The organism is Serratia entomophila (assembly GCF_021462285.1).
GTDB lineage: Bacteria > Pseudomonadota > Gammaproteobacteria > Enterobacterales > Enterobacteriaceae > Serratia > Serratia entomophila.
In genome coordinates this window covers 3,704,170-3,728,390 of sequence record NZ_CP082787.1, presented here as the reverse complement: position 1 = coordinate 3,728,390, position 24,221 = coordinate 3,704,170, and the positions used below count along the sequence as shown (strand labels likewise).

Here is a 24,221-nt window from a genome sequence, read left to right as displayed (position 1 = left end):
CGGTTATTCGGCCGCGCGCTTCTTGCGCGGCTTCTTGGCGACGATGATGGTTTTCACCTCGCTTTCCACCCAGCCATCCTGCAGGCGGGTTTTCAGCAGTTCGCCAACCTGCGCCTGTTGGGTGGTTTTCAGCAGTTCGCCGCGCGGGGTTTGCGTCACGCTGTAGCCGCGCGCCAGCGTCGCCAGCGGGCTGACCGCCTCGAGCTGGCTGCAGGCCACGCCGAAGCGCTGGCGGTAGGCATTGAGCTGGCGCTCCAGCGCCTGCTGCAGGCGGTATTCCTGCTGCTGCATGCGCTGCTGATAGCGGTGGATGCGGCCCTGCGGCTGCATCTGCGCCAGCCGCTGCTGGGCGCGCTCGCTGCGGCGCGACGCCAGGCGCAGCTGGTTTTGCATGCCGTCTTCCAGGCGGCGCTGCAGCTTGAACAGCAGCGTTTGCTGGCGCGCCAGGCGCAGGTGCGGATGCTGCTGTTGCAGGCGGTGGTTGATGCGGGTGAACTGTTGCTGCCGCTGGGCCAGGTAGTAGTCCATCGCCATTTCCAGCCGCTGCTGCTGCGACTGCAGCTGGCGCAACAGCTCCAGCTGATTGCGGCTGACCAGCTCGGCGGCGGCGGAGGGGGTAGGGGCGCGCAGATCGGCGACAAAATCGGCGATGGTCACGTCGGTCTCATGGCCGACGGCGCTGACGATCGGAATGCGGCTGGCGAAGATTGCCCGCGCCACCCGCTCGTCGTTGAAGCTCCACAGGTCTTCCAGCGAACCGCCGCCGCGGCCGACGATCAGCACGTCGCACTCGTCGCGGCGGTTGGCGGTTTCGATGGCGCGCACGATCTGCAGCGGCGCTTCCGCACCCTGCACCGAAGTGGGGTAGATAACGATCGGCAGTGAAGGATCGCGCCGTTGCAGCACCTGCAGGATATCGTGCAGCGCAGCGCCGCTGGCGGAGGTGATCACCCCGACGCGCCTGGCCGGGGCGGGCAGCGGCTGCTTGAACTGCTGGTCGAACAGCCCTTCGGCGCTCAGGCGCTGCTTCAACTGCTCGAACTGCTGCTGCAGCAGGCCGTCGCCGGCGGGCTGCATGCTTTCGGCGATCAGCTGGTAATCGCCGCGCGGTTCGTACAGCGTGATGCTGGCGCGCACCAGCACCTGCTGGCCGTTCTGCGGCCGGAAGGTGGTGCGGCGATTGCTGTTGCGGAACATCGCACAGCGCACCTGCGCGCGATCGTCTTTCAGGGTGAAATACCAGTGGCCGGAGGCCGGCTGGGAGAAGTTGGAGATCTCGGCGGAGAGCCAAATCTGCCCCATTTCCATTTCCAGCAGCTGTCGAACCGTCTGATTCAGGCGGCTTACGGTAAAAATGGGCGGTGAGGTAGGTAGCGACATGTGACCCAGATCAAATTTCAAAACAACCACTTAATTGGTCGATACTACATGCCTGAAAAAGGTAATCAAGAGTTTTTGCAAGAAAGTGCTGGAGGCAACCGATTACGCTCTGTATAATGCCGCGGCAATATTTTATCTTTTTCACAGCCCACCCTGGTGAGATATTGCCCATGCTACGTATCGCAAAAGAAGCTCTGACGTTTGACGACGTTCTCCTGGTTCCAGCCCACTCCACGGTTCTGCCTAACACTGCAGAGCTCGGCACTCAACTGACCAAAAATATCCGCCTGAATATCCCTATGCTGTCCGCAGCCATGGATACCGTGACCGAATCCGGCCTGGCCATCGCGCTGGCGCAGGAAGGCGGCCTGGGCTTCATTCACAAAAACATGTCCATCGAGCGCCAGGCTGAAGAAGTCAGCCGGGTGAAGAAACATGAAAGCGGCGTAGTCACCGACCCGCAGACCGTTACCCCCGCCACCACCCTGAAAGAAGTGAAAGAGCTGACCGCCCGCAACGGTTTCGCCGGCTACCCGGTCGTGACCGAAGAAAACGAACTGGTCGGCATCATCACCGGCCGCGACGTGCGCTTCGTGACCGATCTGAACCAGCCGGTTACCGCAGTGATGACGCCGAAAGGGCGTCTGGTCACGGTGAAAGAGGGTGAAGCGCGTGAAGTGGTGCTGCAGCGCATGCACGAAAAACGCGTTGAGAAAGCGCTGGTGGTGGACGACAGCTTCCACCTGCTGGGCATGATCACCGTTAAAGACTTCCAGAAAGCGGAACGCAAACCGAACGCCTGTAAAGACGAACACGGCCGCCTGCGCGTAGGCGCGGCGGTGGGCGCGGGCGCCGGCAACGAAGAGCGCGTTGACGCGCTGGTCGCCGCCGGCGTGGACGTGCTGCTGATCGACTCCTCCCACGGCCACTCCGAAGGCGTGTTGCAGCGCATTCGCGAAACCCGCGCCAAATACCCGGACCTGGAAATCGTCGGCGGCAACGTCGCTACCGCAGCGGGCGCCAAAGCGCTGGCTGAAGCCGGCGTGAGCGCGGTGAAAGTGGGCATCGGCCCCGGCTCCATCTGCACCACCCGCATCGTGACCGGCGTGGGCGTACCGCAGATCACCGCCATCGCCGACGCGGTTGAAGCGCTGGAAGGCACCGGCATCCCGGTTATCGCCGACGGCGGCATTCGCTTCTCCGGCGACATCGCCAAGGCTATCGCGGCCGGCGCATCCTGCGTGATGGTTGGTTCCATGCTGGCGGGCACCGAAGAATCCCCGGGCGAAATCGAGCTGTATCAGGGCCGTTCGTTCAAATCCTACCGCGGCATGGGCTCGCTGGGCGCGATGTCCAAAGGCTCTTCCGACCGTTACTTCCAGACTGATAACGCCGCCGACAAGCTGGTGCCGGAAGGCATCGAAGGCCGCGTGGCTTACAAAGGCATGCTGAAAGCCATCGTGCACCAGCAGATGGGCGGCCTGCGCTCCTGCATGGGCCTGACCGGCTGCGCCACCATCGACGAGCTGCGCACCAAGGCGGAGTTCGTGCGCATCAGCGGCGCCGGCATTCAGGAAAGCCACGTGCACGACGTGACCATCACCAAAGAGTCACCTAACTACCGCATGGGTTGATTGCAGGGGCTGCGGCCGGCGCAGTTGTTCGCCGTCCGCAGCCCACTGCCTGGCCTCGCCGACTGAAATCGTCCTGACGATTTAGATTTTTCCTTTTTCTCTGTTGCTGGAATTCGCCTCACATGACAAAAAATATCCATAAGCATCGCATCCTTATTCTGGATTTCGGTTCGCAATACACCCAACTGGTCGCGCGCCGCGTGCGTGAAATCGGCGTTTACTGCGAACTCTGGGCCTGGGACGTTAGCGAAGAGCAGATCCGCGAATTCAACCCAAGCGGCATCATCCTCTCCGGCGGCCCGGAAAGCACCACCGAAGCCGGCAGCCCGCGCGCCCCTGAGTACGTGTTCACCGCCGGCGTGCCGGTGCTGGGCGTGTGCTACGGCATGCAGACCATGGCGATGCAGCTGGGTGGCCATGTGCAGGGTTCCAACGAGCGCGAGTTCGGCTACGCGCAGGTGGAAATCGTCAAAGAGAGCGCGCTGCTGCGCGGCATCGAAGACGCCATCAGCCCGGCGGGCAAGCCGCTGCTGGACGTGTGGATGAGCCACGGCGACAAAGTGACCGCCATCCCGTCCGACTTCGTAACCGTCGCCAGCACCGACACCTGTCCGTTCGCCATTATGGCCAACGAAGAAAAACGCTTCTACGGCGTGCAGTTCCACCCGGAAGTGACCCACACCCGCCAGGGCCAGCGCATGCTGGAGCGTTTCGTACTGGACATCTGCCAGTGTGAAGCCCTGTGGACCCCGGCCACCATCATCGAAGACGCGGTTGAACGCATTCGCCAGCAGGTGGGTGAGGACCACGTGATCCTCGGCCTGTCCGGCGGCGTGGACTCCTCCGTGACCGCGATGCTGCTGCACCGCGCCATCGGCAAGCGCCTGACCTGCGTGTTCGTCGACAACGGCCTGCTGCGCCTGAACGAAGCCGACCAGGTGCTGGAAATGTTCGGCGACCACTTCGGCCTGAACATCGTGCACGTGGCGGCGGAAAACCGCTTCCTGAGCGAGCTGGCCGGCGTTGACGAGCCGGAAGCCAAACGCAAGATCATCGGCCGGGTGTTCGTTGAAGTGTTCGACGAAGAAGCCTGCAAGCAAGACGAAGTGAAATGGCTGGCGCAAGGCACCATCTACCCGGACGTGATCGAATCCGCCGCTTCCGCCACCGGCAAAGCGCACGTGATCAAGTCGCACCACAACGTGGGCGGCCTGCCGAAAGAGATGAAGCTGGGCCTGGTCGAGCCGCTGAAAGAGCTGTTCAAAGACGAAGTGCGCAAGATTGGCCTGGAGCTGGGACTGCCGTACGACATGCTGTACCGCCACCCGTTCCCTGGCCCGGGTCTGGGCGTGCGCGTGCTGGGCGAAGTGAAGAAAGAGTACTGCGACCTGCTGCGCCGCGCCGACGCCATCTTCATCGAAGAGCTGCACAAGGCCGATCTGTACAACAAGGTCAGCCAGGCGTTCACCGTGTTCCTGCCGGTGCGTTCGGTCGGCGTGATGGGCGACGGCCGTAAATACGACTGGGTCGTTTCACTGCGCGCAGTGGAAACCATCGACTTTATGACCGCGCACTGGGCGCACCTGCCGTACGATTTCCTCGGCCGCGTCTCCAACCGCATCATCAACGAAGTGAACGGCATTTCCCGCGTGGTGTACGACATCAGCGGCAAGCCGCCGGCGACCATTGAGTGGGAATGATCTGAACTCCCCATTGCCTATTCATAAATAGGTAGAAATAAGCTAAACCCTCTGTTTATACAGAGGGTTTTTCTTTATGAGCGGCCATGGCCAAGGCAGGTCATTGTTCGTGGTCTAAATATGGACTTTCATTAATGAACCGCTAATCATTGGCTATCGGTGGTTATTCAAACCCCCCGTTGCGGCTGCGCCGTGCGGGGGTTTTCTCTTTCTGACGGTTAATGGCTGCGTGCGCGTAATGCGCTGAGGGGCAGAGCTCTTTTTATCCTGCCTGATGCGCATTACTCTATCGGCAAGCAGACGATCGACTGAGGGATATGCATGATTGATGAAAGCCGTAAGATCCAGTCAGTGGAGCGCGCGATGGGCCTGCTCGAAACCATTGCGGCGTTAGGGGGCGATGCCCGCCTGGTGGATCTTGCCGAGCGCTCGGGGCTGCATAAAAGCACGATATATGGCTTGCTTAATACTCTGGCCTCAATGGGATATATCACCCGCAGCGGCACCCGCTATTCGCTGGGGCTGCGTTTACGGGCGATAGCCCAAACCCTGGTCGACTCGGATCAGGATCTGAAGGCGTTTTTTGCCCCGATGCTTCAGTTTGCCGCCGAGCTGAGCGGCGAGGCGTGCTATCTGGCGGTGCCATGCGGCACCCGCGAGTATCTCTACCTGGATGCCGCGGATGCCAATGGCCCGCAGCCGGTATTCAGCGGCCGTGGCCGCAGAGAAGGGATGCTGACCTCGGCGATAGGCAGGGTGCTGTTGGCGGATAAGCCGGATATTATTCGCAGCCTGCGGCGGGCGGGTACCTTGCCGGCGGGGGTGGATAAAGAGCTGCTGGCCATCATCCAACGGGGTTACGCGCTGGATTTGCAAGAGGCGGAACCCGGGCTGCATTGCCTGGCATTACCCCTGCGCCGGCAGGGCAAGATTGTCGCCGCTCTGGGGATTTCCGGCCCCGCTCAACGGCTGAGCCAGGAGCGAATGCAGCAGTTGGCGGGGGAGGTCATGCGGAAAAAGTTTGGCATTATCAAACAATAATTGAAGACTTCCCTGGCTCATTTATTCGTCGCGGCAATTCTGGAATCATCAAAACGCCAATTAATTTGAGGAGTTTTGATGATGAGTTTTGAACGAATTTCCCGCGCCGTTATGCAGCGCGCCTGTGCGTTGGCGAGCGAGAGGGGGTTTGCCGTTTCCGTATGCGTGGTGGATGATGCCGGATTGTTACGTCAGTTTATTCGCATGGACCATGCCGTTGCCGGCACTATTGACGTTTCCGTCAAGAAAGCGCGCACCGCCGCCTTGTTTGGCGTCGACAGCATCGATCTGGGGGAGAGCGCCCAGCCTGGCGGCGCCATCTATACCCTGGAAAACACCAATGGCGGCTTAATCAGCTTCGGCGGCGGGATCGTGTTGCGCGGCGCTGATGGCGAAGTTTTGGGGGCTGTGGGCGTTGCCGGCGCGACGGTGGAGCAGGACCAGTCCATCGCTTTGGCGGCTGCGGGGGGCGTATGAGTTCGCAAACGCCGATGCCCCGTGGGATTTGGGCTTTGGCCGCCACCTCGTTTGCCATTGGCGTCGCAGAGTTTATCGTGGTTGGGGTGTTGCCCGCCATCGCTGACGATTTGCACGTGTCCTTGGCGGCGGCGGGCAAATTAGTCGGGCTTTATGCGCTGGCGCTGGCGATAGGAACGCCTCTGGCGGTGCTGGGCCTGGCGCGTTTTCCCCGTAAGGCGGTCTTGCTGGGGTTGGTCGCCCTGTTTTTTGCCGGAAACCTGTTGTCGGCGCTGTCGGCAAGCTACGCCATGCTATTGGTCGGGCGCATGGTGACCGCAATAGCGCACGGCAGTTTTTTTGCGATTGGGGCGACGGTCGCATCCCGGCTGGTGCCCAAAGAACGGGCAGGCTCGGCCATTGCGCTGATGTTTTCCGGTTTAACGCTGGCGATGATCATCGGGGTGCCCGCAGGCAGCCTGCTGGGTAACGGCATGGGGTGGCGGCTGCCGTTCTTCGCCGTCGCCCTGCTGTCGGTTATCGCCTGGGCGGCGACGCTAAAATGGCTGCCGGCACTGCCTGCGCTTGAGCCGGGAAAGGCATCGACGCAGCTCTCCGCCCTGTTTCAGCCGGCGATCCTGGCAATGATGTCGGTAACGATTTTGGGGTTCGGCGCCAGCTTCGCCGTATTCACGTTTATCACGCCGATCCTGACTAACATTAGCGGGTTTTCGTCGCATGGCGCCAGCTTGCTGCTCATCGTTTTTGGCATGGCGACGCTGATTGGCAATCACCTGGGCGGCAGGCTAACGGTGGCGATGGGATGGGCGGTGGCGCTGCATCGCATGCTGGTTCTGCTGTTGGTAACGCTGATTTTTCTGCTGGTTGCGTTGCCCTATCAATATCCGATGGTCATTGTGCTGTTTTTCTGGGGCCTGCTGGCGTTCGGCATATCACCCGGTTGCCAGACCGGGATGCTGAACACGGCGGAGCGCTGGGCTCCGCAAGCGGTAGATTTTGCTTCAGCATTGAATATTTCCGCGTTTAACTTAGGGATAACGCTGGGGGAAACCTTAGGGAGCGCGCTGGTCGTTCGAGACAGCCTGGCGTTAACGCCCTGGGTGAGCGTGGCTCTGGTGCTGGTGGCTCAGCTTCCCTTGCTATGGCTAAGCGCCGGGCAGCGCCGTTGTCGGCGGCTTTCCAATAACTGATACCCCTCGGCGAGTTCAACTCGCCGCTGGCGCTTGGCGGGGCCCACGGCCGGTCTCAACAATACCTAACGAGCCGCATGACGCGCGCTGGGCTTAAGGCCGGCGCTCAAACTAAAGAGGGTGAGCGCAACCTCGAGGGGTTGCTGCGCAAGCTTGGCGTTTAAGGCGTCCCGGCCAGTCTGTGCTCGCTAGCAGGACGACCACTGGCTCAACAGCGCATGCAGCTTGGCCGGCTCCAGCGGCTTTCTCAATACCAGATACCCCTCCTGCTCGGCCTCCTGCAGGATAGGCGAGTTGAACTCGCCGCTGACCATGGCGCCGCTGACGTTTGGCAGGCGTTCAAACAGCGCCTGCAGGATATCGAAGCCGCTCTCGCCGGAGCGCAGCCGCTGATCGCACAGCACGGCGAACGGCGTGAAGCCTTCATCGACGATGGCGAACGCCTCTGCGGCGGAGGCCGCACAGCGCACGCGGATGCCCCAGGTGCTCATCAAACTCTCCCAGGCGGAGGTCACCAGCGGATCATCGTCCACCACCAGGCAGGAGCCGCGCAGCGGCGCATAGCGGGTAGGGGTTGCGGTGTTGTCGTAGCCGGCCGCGTTTTCCGGCAGTTTGGCTTCGCCGGCGTATTGGCTGAAGCGCATCCAGAAGCGCGATCCTTTGCCTTCAACCGAGTGCATGCCGTATTTCACCTTCATCAGCTTGGCGCAGCGCGCCACCACCGCCAGCCCCAGACCGTGACCGGCGCTGTCGATTTTCCACGCCAGCTCGGGGCGGTAGTAGGGGGAGAAAATTTTGCTCTTTTCTTCGTCGGCAATGCCTACGCCGGTGTCCCACACCTCGACCAAACAATCCGCGCCGCGTGGGCGGATGGCGATCAGCACGCCGCCCTGCTGCGTGTAGCGCAGCGCATTTTGTATCAGGTTGATCAGCGATTGCCGCACCAGCAGCGGGTCGCCCATCACGCAGATGCGCCGCTTGGGCCGCCAGGTGCGCAGCGCCAACGCGCGGCTGTTCGCCTCTTCGCGGAACAGGGTGATCGCCGAATCCAGCAGGGCGCCGATGTCCACGTGGGTGGCGGCGGTGCTGACGTTGCCGGATTCAATCTTGCTGAGATCGAGCAGCGAATTGAACATAAGATGCACCGATCGTACGCTTTGCTGCAGATCTAACAGCTGCGGCGTGAGGGTGGCGTCCTGGTTTTTATGAATAATGGCTTCAATCAGAAAACCCATGGCGTGCACCGGCTGGCGCAGGTCGTGGCTGGCGGTGGTTAAAAATTGGTTTTTATCCAGCAGCGCCTGCTCCGCCTCCTCTTTGGCCTGGCGGAACTGCTCCGCCAGACGGGAGCTTTTCTCTTCGAGCAACGCTTGCTGGATAAAGAACGCATGCGAGGTTAACGCGTGGCGATAGATGGCGAAACCGTACAGCAGATTAAGCATCAGCACGATAAACATCATATCTTCCAGCCGCCAGATGATGCCGAGGTTCAATAGCCCCCAGGAGGCGAAGAAAAACCGCGTAAAGGTGCTGATGACCGGCGTCAGGTGGGTCGCATTGGCGGCGACGATCGCGGCGATGCTGATATTGAGCAGCAGAAAAAAGTCAAAATTGTGGGTTTGCGGGGTGATTAAATAGAGCGACGAGATGCCCAGCCCATGCACCAAAGCCACTTTATTAATGCGCGGCAGCCAGCGGCGCAGTACGGCGTCTTCGTCATTTTGTTTGGCCTCGCGCTGATAACGGCGATGCCATATTCGGATCGCCACGGCGCATAGCAGGTAAATGATTATCCAGGTAATGGTTGGTCCCAGCGGATCCCCCAGCAAATAAATCCAGATGGCGAAAGGGATGCCAACGAAGGGCACGGCGGTAAAGCTGAAGACCAGCCGCATAAAGGTATTATTCAGCAGGCGGATCTGCGCGCGGGAGGAAATACCATCATTTTGTAAATCCTGGAAAAACCTCATTGCGACGGCCCTCGTTTACCGTGCAGCAGCGTAATGGCCTCTACGCGGCTATTAACCCCGAGTTTTTTTAGAATATTGCCGATATGCTCTTTCACGGTCGGCTCGGAAATAGAAAGCTGTGCGGCGATCCTTTTATTAGGCAGGCCGCGCATCATCATATTTAATACGTCAATTTGCCGCGGCGTTAAATTGAATTTTTGCAGGTGGTTATTATCACTGACGGTCTCGATAGCCGTATCCAGAGGGAACCATTGCTGGTTTTCCATTAGCGCCTGAACCGCTTTGGCGAATAATTCGGGCGGTTCGTTTTTAAGCACAAACCCGTGGCCGCCGGCGGCGCGCACCTTTTGCCATATTTCGTTATTCTCATCGCCGCTGACCACCAGAAAGCGCACCTGCGGATAGATCTTTTTGATCTCTTTGAGCAATTTTAATGCAGTGCCGTCGGATAACCAAAAATCGATGACCATTAAGCGGGGGGCGCAATTCTCCAGAATATGGCGATGGCAATGTTCTTCGTTGATCGCCACATGGACATGTTTAAATCGACAATGCGTATTCAGGAAATTGGCGATGCCGCTTGCCACCAAAGGATGGTCATCAACGACCAACGCATAATCCTTTCCCAAGGGTATCTCCTTCCGCTTAAACCTGCCAGATTGATTCTGGCGACTTGTTATTATCAACCCTCCCTACTTTAGGAGGGTTTTTTTGTTTAGGAAAGGGAAATATATTATTCGAGGATTTGGATAAGAGAAAACATAAAGCCAATCAGTATTTGGAACTGTTTGGTTATAAAGGATAATTTATGAGAAAAACACTTATCGCTTTAACCGTTACGATGATGGTAGCCGGTTGTTCCACATTGAAAACCGATCAAGCCATTCCGCTGCTGCAGGCGGAAACGGCGAAAATGCTGGGCCTGGGGTCATCGGATGAAATTACCGTGACCAATGTTAACGGCGCTCAACCCGACGCGCTGGGCGGGCAAAAACTTTCTTACCGCGCCACTACCGAAAAAGGGCGAATCTTCGACTGTTCTTCGCTGATGATGCCGGGAATTTTAGGCTCGGCGCCGTCGTTAAGCGCGCCAACCTGTACGCCGGTCGTCACGCATAAATAATTATCCTCGGGGATGGCACCGCCGCCCCGGGTATCAAACATCGGAACCTGAGCGCTGGGGGGCAATAAGCTCTCGTTCCGACGATCAATAAGCCTGCTTTCGCGAAATAACGCGTCAAACCTTCTCTAGTACATTTTTTATATAGCAATGGCTTTCGCGATATCAGGCTAATTAGAACGGAGATAGCACGTGAATGACAATATATTGCATCCTTTAGCGGTCAATACGCCGCTTTCCAAACTTTACCTCGCTCTGTTCTCTGCGCCATTGCTGTTGCTGGCGCCCGCCGATATCGCTCGCGCAGACGATGCCATTTTTGACGGCGACACGCGCATTACGGAATCTTTGGCCTACACCGGGGATGTTTATGTCGGCCGCAACCAAAGCGGGAACCTGCTGATCGATAATGGCAAAATCACCGCCTATAACGTTAATATCGGCCGGATGTTCAACGGCCAAATTTATGAAAGCCTGGTCACGGTCAGAGGGCCGAACGCCGAACTGAACGCCGTTAACGACCAATTCGTCTTGCGCGGCGGCTTGAATCTGGGGCGGGGGACGCTGCGGGTCGAAGAGGGCGCGCTGGCCAGCGCGAAAGAGATCGTGGTCGGCACCACCCGCGGCTACGACAGCCACCTTATCGCCACGGGCGCCGGCTCCAGAGTCGTCAGCAACTTTCTCAGCGTCGGCACCGATCTGGGCGCCCGGTCCACGCTGTCGATTGAAGACGGCGCGGTGCTGAACACCGCGTTCGACGCGCGCATCGGCAACGGTTCCGGGCCCGGAGAGACCGATAAACTGAGCCCGAAGGCCAGGGTCACCGGGGCGAACGCGCAGTGGAACGTCGGCCGCGCGCTCACGCTCTACGGCGATCTTGATGTGCTGAACGGCGGTGCGGTCAACGTCGGCGGCATCGAGGTGGCGGGCGTCTCAGGCGCGCGTAAAACCGCAGAACTTTACATCGCCGGCAACGGCTCGCGTTTTACCAGCGGCAGCAGCGTTAACGTCGGCGATTACGGCAACGGCGTGTTGTCGGTGGCGGACGGCGGCGTATTTTCCGCCGGCGCTAACGAACTGCGGCTGGGCGATACCGGTTCCGGCTCGAACCGCGGCGCGCTGATCGTCGGCAGCCGCGGCAATATGGATACCGGCACCGGTTTGACCGAGCCGACGCTCGGCGCGGCGGGCGGGGCGGGCACCATCGACGCCCAAACGGCGATCAATCTGCGCGGCGGGTTGTTCGGCAGCTATGTGTACTTTAACCACACCGCCGGCAACTACGTGTTCAGCAACAAAATGAGCGGCGAAGGCGATGTCATCAACACCTCTGGCCAGACGACGCTGAACGGCGATCTCTCCCAGCTTAAGGCGAACGTGACCGCCCGGGGCGGCAAAATCATCATCGCCAGCGATATCAATACGCAAAAAGAAGACAGCCCTTTCGATATTCAGACGCTGAGCGCCGAGAGTGGCGGCACGCTGATCCTCAACGCCACGGCCGGTTCGGACGTGAACAACGGCCAGGGCTACAGCAGCGCTGCGTCGATCAAGGCCGGCGGTACGCTGGGCGGCAACGGCACGCTGGGCCAAACCGAAATTCAGTCTGGCGGCCATATTTCGCCCGGCGATGGCAATATCGGCACCCTGACGCTGCAACGCTATCTGAACTTCATCGGTGAGTCTTTCTATGACGTCGATATCGCCGGCGACGGCAGCAGCGACAAATTGGCCGTAGCCGGTAAAACCACCATCAGCAATCAGGCCAAAGTGCTGGTTACCGCGCTGGATCCGCAAACCAGTTATCAAACCGGCCAAAGCTACCGTATTTTGACTTCGCAAGGCGGGATTGACGGCCAGTTTGCCGAAGCTGTCTCAAAATCTGCCTTCCTGGACGTGGCGCTCAACCACAGCGCCAACGCCGTGGATCTGACGATCGCGCAAAAAGGCGGCGGCGAGAATCCGGGCGGTGAGAATCCGGGCGGTGAGAACCCGGGCGGTGAGAACCCGGGTGGTGAGAATCCGGGCGGTGAGAATCCGGGCGGCGAGAATCCGGGTGGCGAGAACCCGGGTGGCGAGAATCCGGGCGGAGAGAACCCGGGTGGCGAGAACCCGGGCGAGGGTAAACCCGGCATTTTCCAAACGGTGGCGCAAACCGGCAACCAATGGAATACCGCCGGCGCGCTCTCAACGTTGGCGCAGAGCGGCCCCTCATTGGCTCTGTATAACTCCGTATTGCTGTTGAGCACGCCGGAAGCGCGCGAGGCGTTCAATCAGCTGTCGGGCGAAGTTTATCCGTCCATGCAGTCTAACCTGATCGCCGGCAGCACCCAGCTGTTCAACGTGCTGAACCAGCGCATGCTGCGCGTATTTGATAATGATGCGTTGCCGGTTCCGCCACTGGCGATGTCGCTGGTGCAGCCGGCCAGAGCGGAAAACAACGGCGTTTGGGGCCAGACCTTCGGCTCCTGGGTAAGAAACAGCGGTGACGGCAACGTGGGCAAACTGGATGGCAACACCAGCGGCTTCCTGCTGGGTGCCGACCGTAAATTAGCCGACCACAGCGTCCGTATCGGGGGCTATTTCGGATACAGCCGCGGCGATTACGATGTCGACAGCCGCCGCTCCAAGATCGACAGCGATAACTACCACCTCGGCCTGTATGCGGCGGGGCAGCAGAATGCGTTCTCTCTGCGCGGCGCTTTGGGCTACACCTGGCATAAGATTGAAGGTAAGCGCAATGTCGATTTCAACGGCTTCTCGGATCGGTTGAAGTCGGACTACGACGCGAACTCGCTGCTGGCCTTCACCGAGGCGGGCTACCGTTTTGGTCAGCCGGACGCCAATCTGGAGCCGTTCGTTAATCTGAGCTACATCCGCCTGCATACCGACAGCTTCCAGGAGAAGGGCGGCGCCGCCGCGCTGAGCGTGCGTAATGAAACGATGAATACCTTCTATTCCACCCTGGGCGTGCGCGGCACGAAAGAGCTGCCGAAAAACCTCAGCCTTTACGGTTCATTGGGGTGGCAGCATGCCTACGGCGATAAAACCGCGTCATCGCGCATGGCGTTTGCCGGCAGCGACGCCTTTACCACGCAAGGCATTGCGGTTGATGACAACCTGATGGTGGCGGACGTAGGGGTGAGCCTGAAGCTCTCTCGCGCCAGTTCGTTGGATCTCGGTTATCAGGGGCAATACGGTTCCGACACCCGGGTGAATTCGATCAACGCCAACCTCCGATGGTCGTTCTGATTTTCTGAGGAGGTTTTTTCATAACGGGATATCGCCGGGCAACGGGCCGTTGTCGCCTGGCGATATTTCTGCTTCCGACGAGGAGTGCTCCAGCAGCTTAAATAACGTGCTTCGCTCATCACCGGTCAAATCCCGCCATTCGCCCAACGGCAGCCCCGCCAGCTCGATATTCATAATGCGCAGCCGCTCAAGCCGGGTGACTTCATAGCCAAAGTATTTGCACATGCGGCGGATTTGGCGGTTAAGCCCCTGCACCAGGATAATGCGAAACACCTGCGCGGACTCACGCTCCACCCGGCATTGTTGGGTCACCTTGCCCAGTATCGGCACGCCCGCGCTCATGCCTTGAATAAATTCATCGGTCAGCGGTTTGTTGACGGTCACCAGATACTCTTTTTCATGATTATTGCCGGCGCGCAGGATCTTATTGACCAGCTCGCCGTTATTGGTCATGAAAATCAGACCCTGCGAGGCCTTATCCAGCCGGCCAACGGGGAAGGTGCGTTGGCTGTGGTTAACCAAATCGCCGATGTTATCCCGCTCGTGCTTGCCCATGCTGGTGAGAATGCCAACCGGCTTATTCAGCGCGATAAGCACCAGGTCCTCCGCCGTGCGCGGCGCAATCGGCCGGCCGTTCACTTGCACAATATCCCCGGCAAACACCTGCGCGCCCACGCCGGCCGGCCGGTCGTTGATCAACACCTTGCCCTGCTTGATGTGGCGATCGGCATGGCGGCGGGAACAGATACCGCTGTCGCTGATGTATTTGTTAAGGCGAATGGATGAGTGAGTCGGCATGGTTTCCCCGTAAAGCGCGGACTATACATGGTCCGCAGGGGATTGCGAAGGCTGTTTGAAAGCAAATACTGGCGTTAAAGCATAGCTTTCTCCATCGATATAGATTTGGTCGCTATTATTGTCTTTATTATTGCAGTTTATAACTAATATTCATTAAATCAATAAGATGGATAAAGTTCTTTTGGCCGGATATTATCAAAATTCAACCAAGGGATGGAGATGAAATGCTTAACTGCTTTTTAGTTCATAACGGGAACAAGATAAACACATTGTTGTGCCAGGGGGTCGGTATGTTTTCCGTTTTTTCTGGTAACAAGCACTATACAAACCAGCCTGGTTGCACAGATGTTCCCAATAACGGAGCTATCCCTGCCGGTACCTATTGGATTGTAGATAGGCCCTCCGGTGGCTTAAAGTCGCAGGCGATGACCTTATTTAAGGACCTTGTAACTAACGTGGATCATAATATCTGGTTTGCTTTATACCGTGACGATGGAACAATTAACGATAGAACATGGATTAACGGTGTTATGCGCGGGCAATTCAGATTGCATCCTATCGGTCCTCTGGGGTTATCAGAAGGATGTATAACCTTCTATTCCCAGAACGAATTCAGTCGATTGCGAGCCGCGCTGTTGAAAACCAAAACGGTAAAAGTTCCCGGTACCAGACTACGGGCTTACGGCACTATTGAGGTTAAAGGTTATGAAAAAATCTGCGCTGTTTCTCGCTAATGTGATGGCCATAGTCGTATTGGCCGTCTTGACGATAAAGCTTTTTCCTATTCCATGGTTAACTGCTGGCCAAACTTCATGGCTGATAGACGCCAGTGAATTTTTCCACGTTGGTGATGTGGAATGGTTTGCAACGGTCGTTTTTGGCGGATGTTATCTGTTGATCGGATGCCTGGAATGGTTCTTAATCCGCTGGGGAAGCCGGCGGTTCATACTCTCCGTTAAACCTCACCCACCTTCACCACCCGGGTGTTAAGCGGGGTGAGGCGCCGCCGGTCGGCGTCATGCAGCGCTGTTTGATATGACGCTCGGCATGGGGGCGGGAACAGATACCGCTGTCGCTGATGTATTTGTTGAGGCGAATGGATGAGTGAGTCGGCATGGTTTTATACCTGACCCGCAGGGGATGGCGAAGCGAACTGGGGATGTTCTTTTCTTGCATTGATAATCAATATTATATCAGGGGCGTTATTAAATTTATCATTTCTGTAATTAAGTTAATTCCTTTACCTTCTTCGCATTCAAATTCATCGAGTATATTTAATAGCCATTCATCAAAAAATCGACGGCTCCGCTCAGTAGATAGCGTTGCGGGGTGAGATCCGCAACCTGTTCACCCAGCTCTTTGTTGGCGATGCCGGCCATCATATGCGTCATGGCAATATAGGATTCGCCGGCGATTTCGACGATAGGGCAAATCTTAGCCGGCGGTTTATGGCCGAGGTCGTCGAGTTTTACCAGCGGAGCAACCAGTACGTGTTTTAAAACGTTGGCCACCGGGTGTTGCAGATTAATGAGGTATGGATAAATCTTATGGCCTGCACCCTTATTCTCATAAGCGTGGAACTGTTCCATCAGAATCCCTTTTGATAATCCGTGAATGAGCCTTGCTCGTCAGTGAAGGCGTTCAGCGCCTCGATATTTGTTTTGTTCTGCTCCAACCACTCTTCGCGGCTGGTTTTGCGGAGTTTGTCGGTTAGCGCTTCTGCCAGTACTGCAGAAATATCTAAGTTCTGCCGACGCGCCTGCTCTAACAGCTCCTGCGGCAGGGTCACATTGACCGACTTGGTTATCGATTTGTCTGCTGTATTGGTGCGCATATAAACCCCTGTACCAATGCGTTCAAATTTGCCTGATTATAAAACGAACAGCATCAATATGCTATCCGTTAAGCCTCACCCACCTTCACCACCCGGGTGTTAAGCGGGGTGAGGGGCTGCCCGGCGCCGCCGGTCGGCGTCATGCGCGGGATCGGCCGGCCGCTGTCGGCTTCCACCAGCGTTGAATGCGTCTCTCCTTCGCTGAACAGATAATCCTCCCCCCACTGGCGTAGGCCGACGATCACCGGAAACAGCGCGCGGCCTTTGGCGGTCAGCGCATATTCCTGATAGGCGCTGCCGTCCGAGGCCGGGACGACCTCCAGCACCCCGTGCGCCACCAGGGTGCGCAGGCGGGTAGAGAGGATGTTTTTCGCCATCCCCAGCCCTTTTTGAAATTCGCTGAAGCGGCGTACGCCGTCGAAGGCGTCGCGCACGATCAATAGCGACCACCATTCGCCAATCACATCCAGCGTGCGCGCCACCGGGCACTGCGCGTCTTCCAGGCTTTTACGTTTCACGGTGTTCCACTCCAGCAGCAAGATCTGGTTGCATTATAAAACCTCTGTGCGTAAAGTTCATTGGGTTTAATAATGAAACCACATTGGAGCTGACGATGAGCGACAAATTGCTAGATGCCCCGTACGCCGCAGCGGATCGGCTGCCTGCTTCGCTGGTGCTGTTGCTGGCCGGGGCCAGCGCCTTCAGCGTGGCCAATGTCTACTATGCGCAGCCGCTGCTGGATGCCATCGCCGCAGATTTCGGCATCAGCCTGGCGGCGGTGGGCATGGTGATCACCGTTACCCAGCTCGGCTGCGCGCTGGCTTTGTTGTTGGTGGTGCCGCTGGGCGATCGGGTTAATCGGCGCCAGCTGTTGGCCGCCCAGCAGCTGCTGTTGATTGCCGCCTTGCTGGCGGTGGGGTGGTCGAACAGCAGCCTGTTGCTGCTGGCGGGCATGCTGCTGGTGGGGCTGCTGGGCACCGCCATGACGCAAGGGCTGATCGCCTTTGCCGCTACCCTGGCCGCGCCGCACGAACGCGGGCGGGTGGTGGGGGCGGCGCAGGGGGGGGTGGTGCTGGGGCTGTTGTTGGCGCGCACGCTTTCCGGCGCGCTGGCGGACATCGGCGGCTGGCGCACGGTGTATTTTTTCTCCGCTGGGGTCACGTTGGTTTTGTTGCCCATTTTGGCGCGCCTGTTGCCTGCACTGCAGACGCCACCCCAAACGCTCAGCTATCCGGCCTTATTGCGCTCGATGCTGACGCTATTGCGGCGCGATCGCACGCTGCAAATTCGCGGCATGCTGGCGCTGCTGATGTTTGCGGCGTTCAGCATCTTCTGGAGCGCGCTGGTGCTGCCGCTCAGCCGGCCGCCGTTTAACTTTTCCCATTCGGTGGTGGGAGCATTCGGGCTGGTGGGGGCGGTAGGCGCTCTGGCGGCGATGCGCGCCGGGCATCTTGCCGATCGCGGGCTGGGGCAGTTGGCCAGCGGCGTTTGCCTGCTGTTGCTGACGCTGGCCTGGCTGCCGCTCGGCATGCTGGGCTATGGCCTAATTTGGCTGGTGGCGGGCATCGTGCTGTTGGATCTGGCCGGGCAGGCGATCCACGTGCTGAACCAGAGCATGATCTTCAACGCCCATCCGCAGAGTCACAGCCGGCTGGTGGGGTGTTATATGCTGTTTTACGCCGCCGGCAGCGGATTGGGCGCCTTCGCCAGCACCCACGTTTACGCCTGGGCCGGTTGGAGCGGCGTGTGCTGGCTGGGGGCGAGCGTCAGCCTCGGCGCGCTGCTGTTCTGGCGGCTGACGCTGCGCGCCATGCCCGAGCGGCCATGACGTGGCGCCGCGCTCTTATTATTTCGCCGGCGAGTGCAGCAGGTAATAGTCCTCTTCGCCGTCGTTGCCGGTCGAAATGGTGCGCCAGCCGTGTTTGCGATAGAACGCCAGCGCCTTCTCGTTTTTCACCAGGCATTTCAATGCGCCAGTGGCGGTGAAGGTGCGCTCCGCCGCCTGCAGCAGGGCGCTGCCGACGCCGCGCGGCGGCAGATGTGGGTCGACATACAGGTTATGGATGAAGTTGTCGGCGCGATAAATCGACACGAACCCCAGCAGTTTGCCGTCCTCCTCCGCCACCCAGATATCCTCGCCCAGCGTCGAGCGATCGAAATCCTCCAGCCGATAACCGTCGGTATTGCACCAGGTGAACGCCGCCTTGCGCGAAGCCAGGTACAGGGTGCGCAGGAACGGGCGATCGGCCTCTTGGTATGGTCTTGTGTGCATGGCGTCTCCTTTTTATTTTTTCCCCACTATAGCGCGATTGACCTCACCGGCGGCAAGCCCAATAATGGCGGTCTTGACTCGGGGTGCCCGTCAGGGCTGAGATTTTACCCGTATTACCTGATCTGGATTATGCCAGCGTAGGGAAGTCTCGGTGCCCAACCGGTACCCGCCTTCTTGAACGCCGGTTGGGAGGAATATGTTCGCTCGACCTGAAGCTTTACCCGGCGCACGCGCCGCGGCCTGTCTGACCCAATTCAAACGCCGGCCCCCGCTGGTTCACTGCCTGACCAATGAAGTGGTGCAGTCGTTGACGGCCAACGTTTTGCTGGCGCTCGGCGCTTCGCCGGCGATGGTGGTGGAGCCGGGCGAGGCGGCGCAGTTCAGCCGGCTGGCGGACGCGCTGTTGATCAATATCGGCACCCTTAATGCTCCGCGCGCCGAATCGATGCTGGCGGCGGTGGCGGCCGCCAACCAGGCGGGCACGCCCTGGGCGTTGGATCCGGTGGCGGTTGGCGGGTTGGCCTACCGCACCGCCTTTGCCAAAAAGCTGTTGGACGAACAACCGGCGGCGATCAGGGGCAACGCGTCCGAGATCATGGCGCTCAGCGGCCTGCAGGCCAACGGCCGCGGGGTAGACAGCGCCGACGATTCGCTGGCCGCCTTGCCCGCCGCCCGCGAGCTGGCGCGCCGCAGCGGTGCGATAGTGGCGGTGACCGGCGCGGTGGATTACGTTACCGACGGCCAACGGGATTGGGCGGTAGCCGGCGGTGATGCATTGATGACGCGGGTGGTCGGCACCGGCTGCGCCCTGTCGGCGGTAGTGGCGGCATTTTGCAGCCTGCCGGGCGAGCGGTTGGATAACGTCGCCACCGCCTGCCGGGTGATGTCGCACTGCGGCGGTCTGGCAGCCGCGGCTGCCGCCGGGCCGGGCAGCTTTACCCCGGCGTTCCTCGACGCCCTGTACCGGCTGCGCGCGGAGGATCTGCAATGAAACGCATCAACGCTTTGACTATCGCCGGCACCGATCCCAGCGGTGGCGCCGGCATTCAGGCCGATCTGAAAGCCTTCTCGGCGCTGGGGGCATACGGCGCTTCGGTGATCACTGCGCTGGTGGCGCAAAATACCCGCGGCGTGCAGTCGGTTTATCAGATTGAACCGGCGTTCGTCGCCGCCCAGTTGGATTCGGTGTTCAGCGATCTGCGCATCGACAGCACCAAAATAGGCATGTTGGCCAACGCGGCGATCGTGCAGGCTGTAGCCGAGCGGCTGCGCCATTATCGGCCGGAATTTGTGGTGCTGGATACGGTGATGCTGGCGAAAAGCGGCGATCCGCTGCTGGCGCCGGAGGCGGTGGAGTCGATCCGCCGTGAACTGCTGCCGCTGGTGTCGATCATCACGCCAAACCTGCCGGAAGCGGCCGCCTTGCTGGCGTGCGCGCCGGCGGAAAATGAACTGCAAATGCGTGAACAGGGGCGGGCGTTGCTGGCGATGGGCTGCCAGGCGGTGCTGATGAAGGGCGGCCACCTGAGCGAAAGCGAGAGCCCGGACTGGCTGTTTACCGCCGGGCAGGAGCAGCGCTTTAGCGCGCCGCGCGTCGCCACCCGCCATACGCACGGCACCGGCTGCACGCTGTCGGCGGCGCTGGCGGCGCTGCGCCCGCGTCATGATGACTGGGCGGCAACCGTCGCCGCCGCCAAGGACTATCTGCAAAAGGCGCTGCAGCAGGCGGATACGCTGGAAGTGGGGCACGGCATCGGGCCGGTGCATCATTTCCATGCCTGGTGGTGAGCCAACTTTTTGCCGTCATTGCGGTCTGACTAGATCGAGGCCCGGCGCCAGCCGGGGTAAATAGAATTAACCCAGGGAGAAAGGCCATGGCAGGACAATGCGCACTCCGCAGCGCCGTTTTTGGCGCGTTGCTCAGCTTCAGCGCGGGCGGCTTTGCCCAGCAGATTGTCACCACCTCGGACGTGATCCAGCAGCCGGGTTATCAAGCCAGCTGGCAAAATATGGTGAAGGGCCAGGCGCGGCTGCCGGGCTGGGCGCGCAAGGGGGCCGGCACCTCGACGCCGGTGGAGAACCTGAGCTGGCAGGGGCAGGACTACCTGATCGGCAACCTGTGCAAGCCGCATGACTGCGCCAACAACTTTTTGATCGTGGCGTTCAAAGAGGACAAGTCGCAGGCCTGGGCAGTGCGCGTTGAGGTAGAAAACCGGCCAGAGGCCATCGATCATCCGAAGAAGTACGCCAGCTACCAGTGGCTCGGCAAGCCGAACGACGACATCAAGGCGCTGCTGAAGAAACAGTTCGAAGATAACCCCGACTGGCAATAAAGCCGCAGGGGCGCAGTTTGCCGCGCCCCATGCCCGGGAATCAGCCGATGCCGGCCTGGTGAAGATCGTGCAGGTTGATGGCGCCCACCAGCACGCCATCCAGGCTGACCACCGGCGCAGCGCTGATATGCTGTTCGTGCAGCGCCTCCAGCGCTTCGCCGGCGCGCCACTGTTCCGGCAGCCGGTAGCCGGGGCGGGTGATCGCCGGGCTCAGCGCATCCTGCAGGCTGTTGCCCTTCACCAGCCAGCGGCGCAGGTCGCCGTCGGTAAATACCCCCACCACTTTCCGCTGCGCATCGCACACCGCCACCAGCCCCAACCCGGTGCGGCTCAGTTCCAGCATCGCCTCCATCACGTTGGCGCTTTCGCTGACCTTCGGCAGGCGATCGCCGGTGCGCATCAGGTGGTGCACCCGGTTCAGCAGGCGTGCGCCCAGGCTGCCGCCCGGGTGTGAGCGGGCAAAATCTTCCGCATTGAAACCGCGTTGGCGCATCAATGCCATCGCCAGCGCGTCGCCCATCATCAGGGTATTAACCGCGCTGGAGGTGGGCGCCAGCCCCATCGGGCAGGCTTCGCGCTCTACGCTGATATCCAGCACGCAGGCGGCGGCCTGCGCCAGCGGCGACTCTTTGCCGCCGGTGATGGCGATCACCGCAATGCCGTTCTCCGCCAACAACGGCAGGATCAGATCCAGCTCTTTGGCGCGGCCGGAGTAAGAGATAAACACCACCACGTCGTCGGCGCCGATCATGCCGAGATCGCCGTGCAGCGCCTCCGCCGGGTGAACGAAGAACGACGGCGTGCCGGTGCTGGCCAGCGAAGCGGCGATCTTCTTGCCGATGTGGCCGGATTTGCCGATGCCGGAAATCACCGCCTTGCCGCGGCAGTTCAACAGCAGTTCGCAGGCGCAGACGAAGTTGTCATCCAGCCGCGCCAGCAGGCGCTGCGCTTCGGTCAGCTCGATCTCCAGCGTTTCGCGGGCGAAATTCAGCAGGGCGTTGGCGTTGTTCATCGGGGTCTCCGGTCGCTTACTCATCTGAAAGGTAATGTCTTATAGGGCAAAAGTATCATGCTCCAGGGGAAAGCACTAAGCGCGGCGCCCTTTGGCGCGGTAAATTCTCGAGGCAGATCGCATCCGGGCGGAAAATAAAAAGCCCGGCGAACCGGGCTGGGAACAAGCGCGCCGCCAGGATCAGGCGATGGTGACTTTCTTGTCCAGATAGGCGTCCTGCACTGCGTTGATCAGCGCCACGCCTTCTTTCATCGATTTCTTGAACGCCTTGCGGCCGAGGATCAATCCCATGCCGCCGGCGCGTTTGTTGATCACCGCGGTGCGCACCGATTCCTGCAGGTCGTTTTCACCGGCGGCGCCGCCGGAGTTGATCAACCCGGCGCGGCCCATGTAGCAGTTGGCCAGCTGGTAACGCACCAGATCGATCGGGTGATCGGTGGTCAGCTTGCTGTAGACGCGGTCATCGGTATAGCCGAACTTCACCGCGCGGTAGCCGCCGTTGTTTTCCGCCATTTTCTGTTTGACGATGTCGGCGCCGATGGTGGCGGCGATATGGTTGGCCTGGCCGGTCAGATCGGCGCTGGAGTGGTAGTCAACGCCGTCCTTGTTGAACGCCGGGTTGCGCAGGTAGGCCCACAGCACGGTGACCATGCCCAGCTCGTGCGCGCGTTCGAAGGCGGCAGAGATTTCCTCAATCTGGCGGCGCGACTGTTCCGAACCGAAGTAAATGGTGGCGCCGACCGCCACCGCGCCCAGGTTGAACGCCTGCTCGACGCTGGCGTACAGGGTTTGGTCGTACTGGGTCGGGTAGCTCAGGGTTTCGTTGTGGTTCAGTTTGACCAGGAACGGAATTTTATGGGCGTAGCGGCGCGAGACGGACGCCAGCACGCCGTAGGTAGAGGCCACGCAGTTGCAGCCGGCCTCGATCGCCAGCTCAACGATGTTTTTCGGGTCGAAGTACAGCGGGTTGGCGGCGAACGACGCGCCGGCGGAGTGCTCGATGCCCTGATCGACCGGCAGGATCGACAGGTAGCCGGTGCCGCCCAGGCGGCCGTGGTTGAGCAGGGTTTGCATCGAGCGCAGTACGGTATTGGGGCGGTTGTTATCAATCATGATCCGGTCGACAAAGTCGGCGCCCGGCAGGTACAGGTTTTCGGCGGGGATAGTGGTACAGCGGTGTTGCAACAGGTCTTCCGCTTCCTTTCCCAACAACTGTGCTATATCAGTCATGACTTACTCCTGATTGAGCTTTTCGTACACCGGCAGCCCAGGGTCCCTGACCACCGGCGCAGTAAAAGCGGTGATTGAAGCCGTTAAAGCGATACTACTGAACTTGCTGTGACAAGGAGAAACAATAGATGCGATTGAGAGGAAATGCCATTTGCGCGGCCAAATACGCGGGAGCGATCGCTCCCGGCGGGGTAACTGACTGATTATTCTGCCTCGAACCACTCGGTGTTTTGCAGGGCGATCGGGGTGATCGAGTAGATCATCTCCTGCAGGTGCTCGTGTATGGCGCGTTCGGCGGCATCCGCGTCCTGCGCCTTCAGCGCCTCATAGATACGGTAATGTTGCCGGATCAGGCTCTCCGGAGGCGAAACTTCGCTCAGGCTGAGGAAGCGCACCCGATCCATGGTGGCCTTGATGGTTTCGATGGTTTCCCAGGCCAGCGGGCAGTCGGCGAACTGGGTGAGCAGCTGGTGGAACTCGTCGTCCAGCGCCAGGAATTCGCGCGTCTGCCGGTTCTGCGCCGCCAGCTCCTGGCGATGCAGATTATGCTCCAGCGTCATCAACTGCGCGGGCGTGATGCGCTGCGCCACGCGGCGCACGATGGCGCACTCCACCGCCTGGCGGATAAAGCGCCCGTCGGCCACCCGCTTGGCGGAGATCTTCATCACGAAGGTGCCGCGCTGCGGCAGGATCTGCACCAGCCCGGCCTCCGCCAGCTTGATAAAGGCCTCGCGTACCGGCTGGCGCGAGACGCTAAAGCGGGTGGAGATCTCTTTCTCGGACAGCAGGGTGCCGGGGGGAATGCTGCAGTCGACAATATCCTTGCGCAGGAACCGGTAGATCTGCTGGTTGACCGGAACGGTGTTGGTGAGACTGTACGATTCAGACATGGCGCAATCAGTAATCTGGCTGGGATTCGAATGCCACCATACTAGCAGATTATTGTCTGACGGCGGGTGGATAAATCCACCCGCCGAA

The 24,221-nt window shown here is 59.8% G+C and carries 24 protein-coding genes, 2 pseudogenes and 1 riboswitch; of the genes and pseudogenes, 14 read left to right on the top strand and 12 right to left on the bottom strand.

The genetic code is table 11. The features are described 5' to 3' along the window. Positions 1-3: 3 nt before the first annotated feature. Positions 4-1,380: an exodeoxyribonuclease VII large subunit gene (gene xseA / locus KHA73_RS18065; protein WP_234585788.1), complete on the bottom strand. Its 1,377-nt coding sequence runs from the start codon at positions 1,378-1,380 to the stop codon at positions 4-6. Positions 1,381-1,550: 170 nt separating this feature from the next. Between xseA and guaB the strand changes: the two genes are divergently transcribed. The 6 genes and pseudogenes from guaB to KHA73_RS24615 form a co-directional block, all read left to right on the top strand. Beyond that, complete coding sequence (gene guaB / locus KHA73_RS18060; protein WP_234585787.1) at positions 1,551-3,014, top strand: IMP dehydrogenase; 1,464 nt, start codon at positions 1,551-1,553, stop codon at positions 3,012-3,014. Between the two features lie 122 nt (positions 3,015-3,136). Further along, positions 3,137-4,714 carry a glutamine-hydrolyzing GMP synthase gene (gene guaA, locus KHA73_RS18055; RefSeq protein WP_234585786.1) on the top strand — a complete coding sequence of 526 codons (1,578 nt, stop codon included), beginning with the start codon at positions 3,137-3,139 and terminating at the stop codon, positions 4,712-4,714. A 321-nt stretch (positions 4,715-5,035) separates the two neighbouring features. Continuing rightward, on the top strand, positions 5,036-5,755 hold the full coding sequence (locus tag KHA73_RS18050; protein ID WP_234585785.1) for an IclR family transcriptional regulator: 720 nt from the start codon (positions 5,036-5,038) through the stop codon (positions 5,753-5,755). Between the two features lie 81 nt (positions 5,756-5,836). Next, complete coding sequence (locus KHA73_RS18045; RefSeq protein ID WP_234585784.1) at positions 5,837-6,232, top strand: GlcG/HbpS family heme-binding protein; 396 nt, start codon at positions 5,837-5,839, stop codon at positions 6,230-6,232. Continuing rightward, the gene (locus KHA73_RS18040; protein ID WP_234585783.1) at positions 6,229-7,422 is read left to right on the top strand and encodes an MFS transporter; all 1,194 of its coding nucleotides are present in this window, start codon (positions 6,229-6,231) and stop codon (positions 7,420-7,422) included. The genes KHA73_RS18045 and KHA73_RS18040 overlap by 4 nt, the downstream gene beginning before the upstream one ends. 74 nt (positions 7,423-7,496) lie before the next feature. Further along, positions 7,497-7,586 (top strand): annotated as a pseudogene (locus tag KHA73_RS24615) (enoyl-CoA hydratase/isomerase family protein); the annotation flags it as partial. A gap of 24 nt (positions 7,587-7,610) precedes the next feature. Here the strand turns inward: KHA73_RS24615 and KHA73_RS18035 are convergent. Beyond that, entirely contained in the window at positions 7,611-9,392 is a 1,782-nt protein-coding gene (locus KHA73_RS18035) for a hybrid sensor histidine kinase/response regulator (protein WP_234585782.1), read from the bottom strand. Further along, positions 9,389-10,021, bottom strand: a complete 633-nt coding sequence (locus KHA73_RS18030) for a response regulator transcription factor (RefSeq protein ID WP_234585781.1) — start codon at positions 10,019-10,021, stop codon at positions 9,389-9,391. Before KHA73_RS18030 ends, KHA73_RS18035 begins: the two co-directional genes overlap by 4 nt. 179 nt (positions 10,022-10,200) lie before the next feature. Here KHA73_RS18030 and KHA73_RS18025 point away from each other — a divergent pair, with 179 nt between their 5' ends. Continuing rightward, positions 10,201-10,515, top strand: a complete 315-nt coding sequence (locus KHA73_RS18025) for a putative periplasmic lipoprotein (RefSeq protein WP_234585780.1) — start codon at positions 10,201-10,203, stop codon at positions 10,513-10,515. A gap of 189 nt (positions 10,516-10,704) precedes the next feature. Continuing rightward, positions 10,705-13,764 (top strand): autotransporter outer membrane beta-barrel domain-containing protein, encoded by a 3,060-nt coding sequence (locus KHA73_RS18020; RefSeq protein WP_234585779.1) that lies wholly within the window; start codon positions 10,705-10,707, stop codon positions 13,762-13,764. An 18-nt stretch (positions 13,765-13,782) separates the two neighbouring features. Here KHA73_RS18020 and rluF read toward each other — a convergent pair whose 3' ends face one another. After that, the gene (gene rluF / locus KHA73_RS18015; protein WP_234585778.1) at positions 13,783-14,562 is read right to left on the bottom strand and encodes a 23S rRNA pseudouridine(2604) synthase RluF; all 780 of its coding nucleotides are present in this window, start codon (positions 14,560-14,562) and stop codon (positions 13,783-13,785) included. A gap of 290 nt (positions 14,563-14,852) precedes the next feature. On the opposite strand from rluF, the gene KHA73_RS18010 reads away from it, so the two are divergent. Together KHA73_RS18010 and KHA73_RS24660 are read left to right on the top strand one after the other, a co-directional pair. Beyond that, positions 14,853-15,296 carry a DUF2778 domain-containing protein gene (locus KHA73_RS18010; protein WP_234585777.1) on the top strand — a complete coding sequence of 148 codons (444 nt, stop codon included), beginning with the start codon at positions 14,853-14,855 and terminating at the stop codon, positions 15,294-15,296. Further along, entirely contained in the window at positions 15,268-15,552 is a 285-nt protein-coding gene (locus tag KHA73_RS24660; RefSeq protein ID WP_390900050.1) for a DUF1158 family protein, read from the top strand. The genes KHA73_RS18010 and KHA73_RS24660 overlap by 29 nt, the downstream gene beginning before the upstream one ends. Before the next feature lie 36 nt (positions 15,553-15,588). Here the strand turns inward: KHA73_RS24660 and KHA73_RS18005 are convergent. The 4 genes and pseudogenes from KHA73_RS18005 to KHA73_RS17990 all read right to left on the bottom strand — a co-directional run. Continuing rightward, positions 15,589-15,678, bottom strand: a pseudogene (locus tag KHA73_RS18005) (23S rRNA pseudouridine synthase F); the annotation flags it as partial. 158 nt (positions 15,679-15,836) lie between these two features. Then, positions 15,837-16,151, bottom strand: a complete 315-nt coding sequence (locus KHA73_RS18000; RefSeq protein ID WP_234585776.1) for a CcdB family protein — start codon at positions 16,149-16,151, stop codon at positions 15,837-15,839. Next, a complete protein-coding gene (locus tag KHA73_RS17995) occupies positions 16,151-16,396 on the bottom strand; it encodes a type II toxin-antitoxin system CcdA family antitoxin (protein WP_234585775.1) in 246 nt (81 codons plus the stop codon). Before KHA73_RS17995 ends, KHA73_RS18000 begins: the two co-directional genes overlap by 1 nt. Positions 16,397-16,464: 68 nt before the next feature. Continuing rightward, entirely contained in the window at positions 16,465-16,914 is a 450-nt protein-coding gene (locus tag KHA73_RS17990; RefSeq protein ID WP_234585774.1) for a winged helix-turn-helix transcriptional regulator, read from the bottom strand. Between the two features lie 95 nt (positions 16,915-17,009). Between KHA73_RS17990 and KHA73_RS17985 the strand changes: the two genes are divergently transcribed. Further along, a complete protein-coding gene (locus tag KHA73_RS17985) occupies positions 17,010-18,224 on the top strand; it encodes an MFS transporter (protein WP_234585773.1) in 1,215 nt (404 codons plus the stop codon). A gap of 18 nt (positions 18,225-18,242) precedes the next feature. Here the strand turns inward: KHA73_RS17985 and KHA73_RS17980 are convergent, their stop codons facing one another. Then, on the bottom strand, positions 18,243-18,668 hold the full coding sequence (locus KHA73_RS17980) for a GNAT family N-acetyltransferase (protein ID WP_234585772.1): 426 nt from the start codon (positions 18,666-18,668) through the stop codon (positions 18,243-18,245). Positions 18,669-18,737: 69 nt separating this feature from the next. Next, positions 18,738-18,829, top strand: a riboswitch (TPP riboswitch). Positions 18,830-18,864: 35 nt separating this feature from the next. Here KHA73_RS17980 and thiM point away from each other — a divergent pair. The 3 genes from thiM (at position 18,865) to KHA73_RS17965 (ending at position 21,001) form a co-directional block, all read left to right on the top strand. Beyond that, positions 18,865-19,659: a hydroxyethylthiazole kinase gene (gene thiM / locus KHA73_RS17975; RefSeq protein WP_234585771.1), complete on the top strand. Its 795-nt coding sequence runs from the start codon at positions 18,865-18,867 to the stop codon at positions 19,657-19,659. Next, the gene (thiD, locus tag KHA73_RS17970; protein ID WP_234585769.1) at positions 19,656-20,456 is read left to right on the top strand and encodes a bifunctional hydroxymethylpyrimidine kinase/phosphomethylpyrimidine kinase; all 801 of its coding nucleotides are present in this window, start codon (positions 19,656-19,658) and stop codon (positions 20,454-20,456) included. The genes thiM and thiD overlap by 4 nt, the downstream gene beginning before the upstream one ends. Positions 20,457-20,542: 86 nt before the next feature. Further along, positions 20,543-21,001 (top strand): inhibitor of vertebrate lysozyme family protein, encoded by a 459-nt coding sequence (locus KHA73_RS17965; RefSeq protein ID WP_234585767.1) that lies wholly within the window; start codon positions 20,543-20,545, stop codon positions 20,999-21,001. Positions 21,002-21,041: 40 nt separating this feature from the next. On the opposite strand, the gene gutQ is transcribed toward KHA73_RS17965, so the two are convergent. The 3 genes from gutQ to KHA73_RS17950 form a co-directional block, all read right to left on the bottom strand. Next, a complete protein-coding gene (gutQ, locus tag KHA73_RS17960; protein WP_234585766.1) occupies positions 21,042-22,013 on the bottom strand; it encodes an arabinose-5-phosphate isomerase GutQ in 972 nt (323 codons plus the stop codon). Between the two features lie 180 nt (positions 22,014-22,193). Then, positions 22,194-23,243 carry a class I fructose-bisphosphate aldolase gene (gene fbaB / locus KHA73_RS17955; RefSeq protein WP_234585765.1) on the bottom strand — a complete coding sequence of 350 codons (1,050 nt, stop codon included), beginning with the start codon at positions 23,241-23,243 and terminating at the stop codon, positions 22,194-22,196. Between the two features lie 203 nt (positions 23,244-23,446). After that, on the bottom strand, positions 23,447-24,133 hold the full coding sequence (locus KHA73_RS17950; RefSeq protein WP_234585764.1) for a GntR family transcriptional regulator: 687 nt from the start codon (positions 24,131-24,133) through the stop codon (positions 23,447-23,449). Between the last annotated feature and the right edge of the window lie 88 nt (positions 24,134-24,221).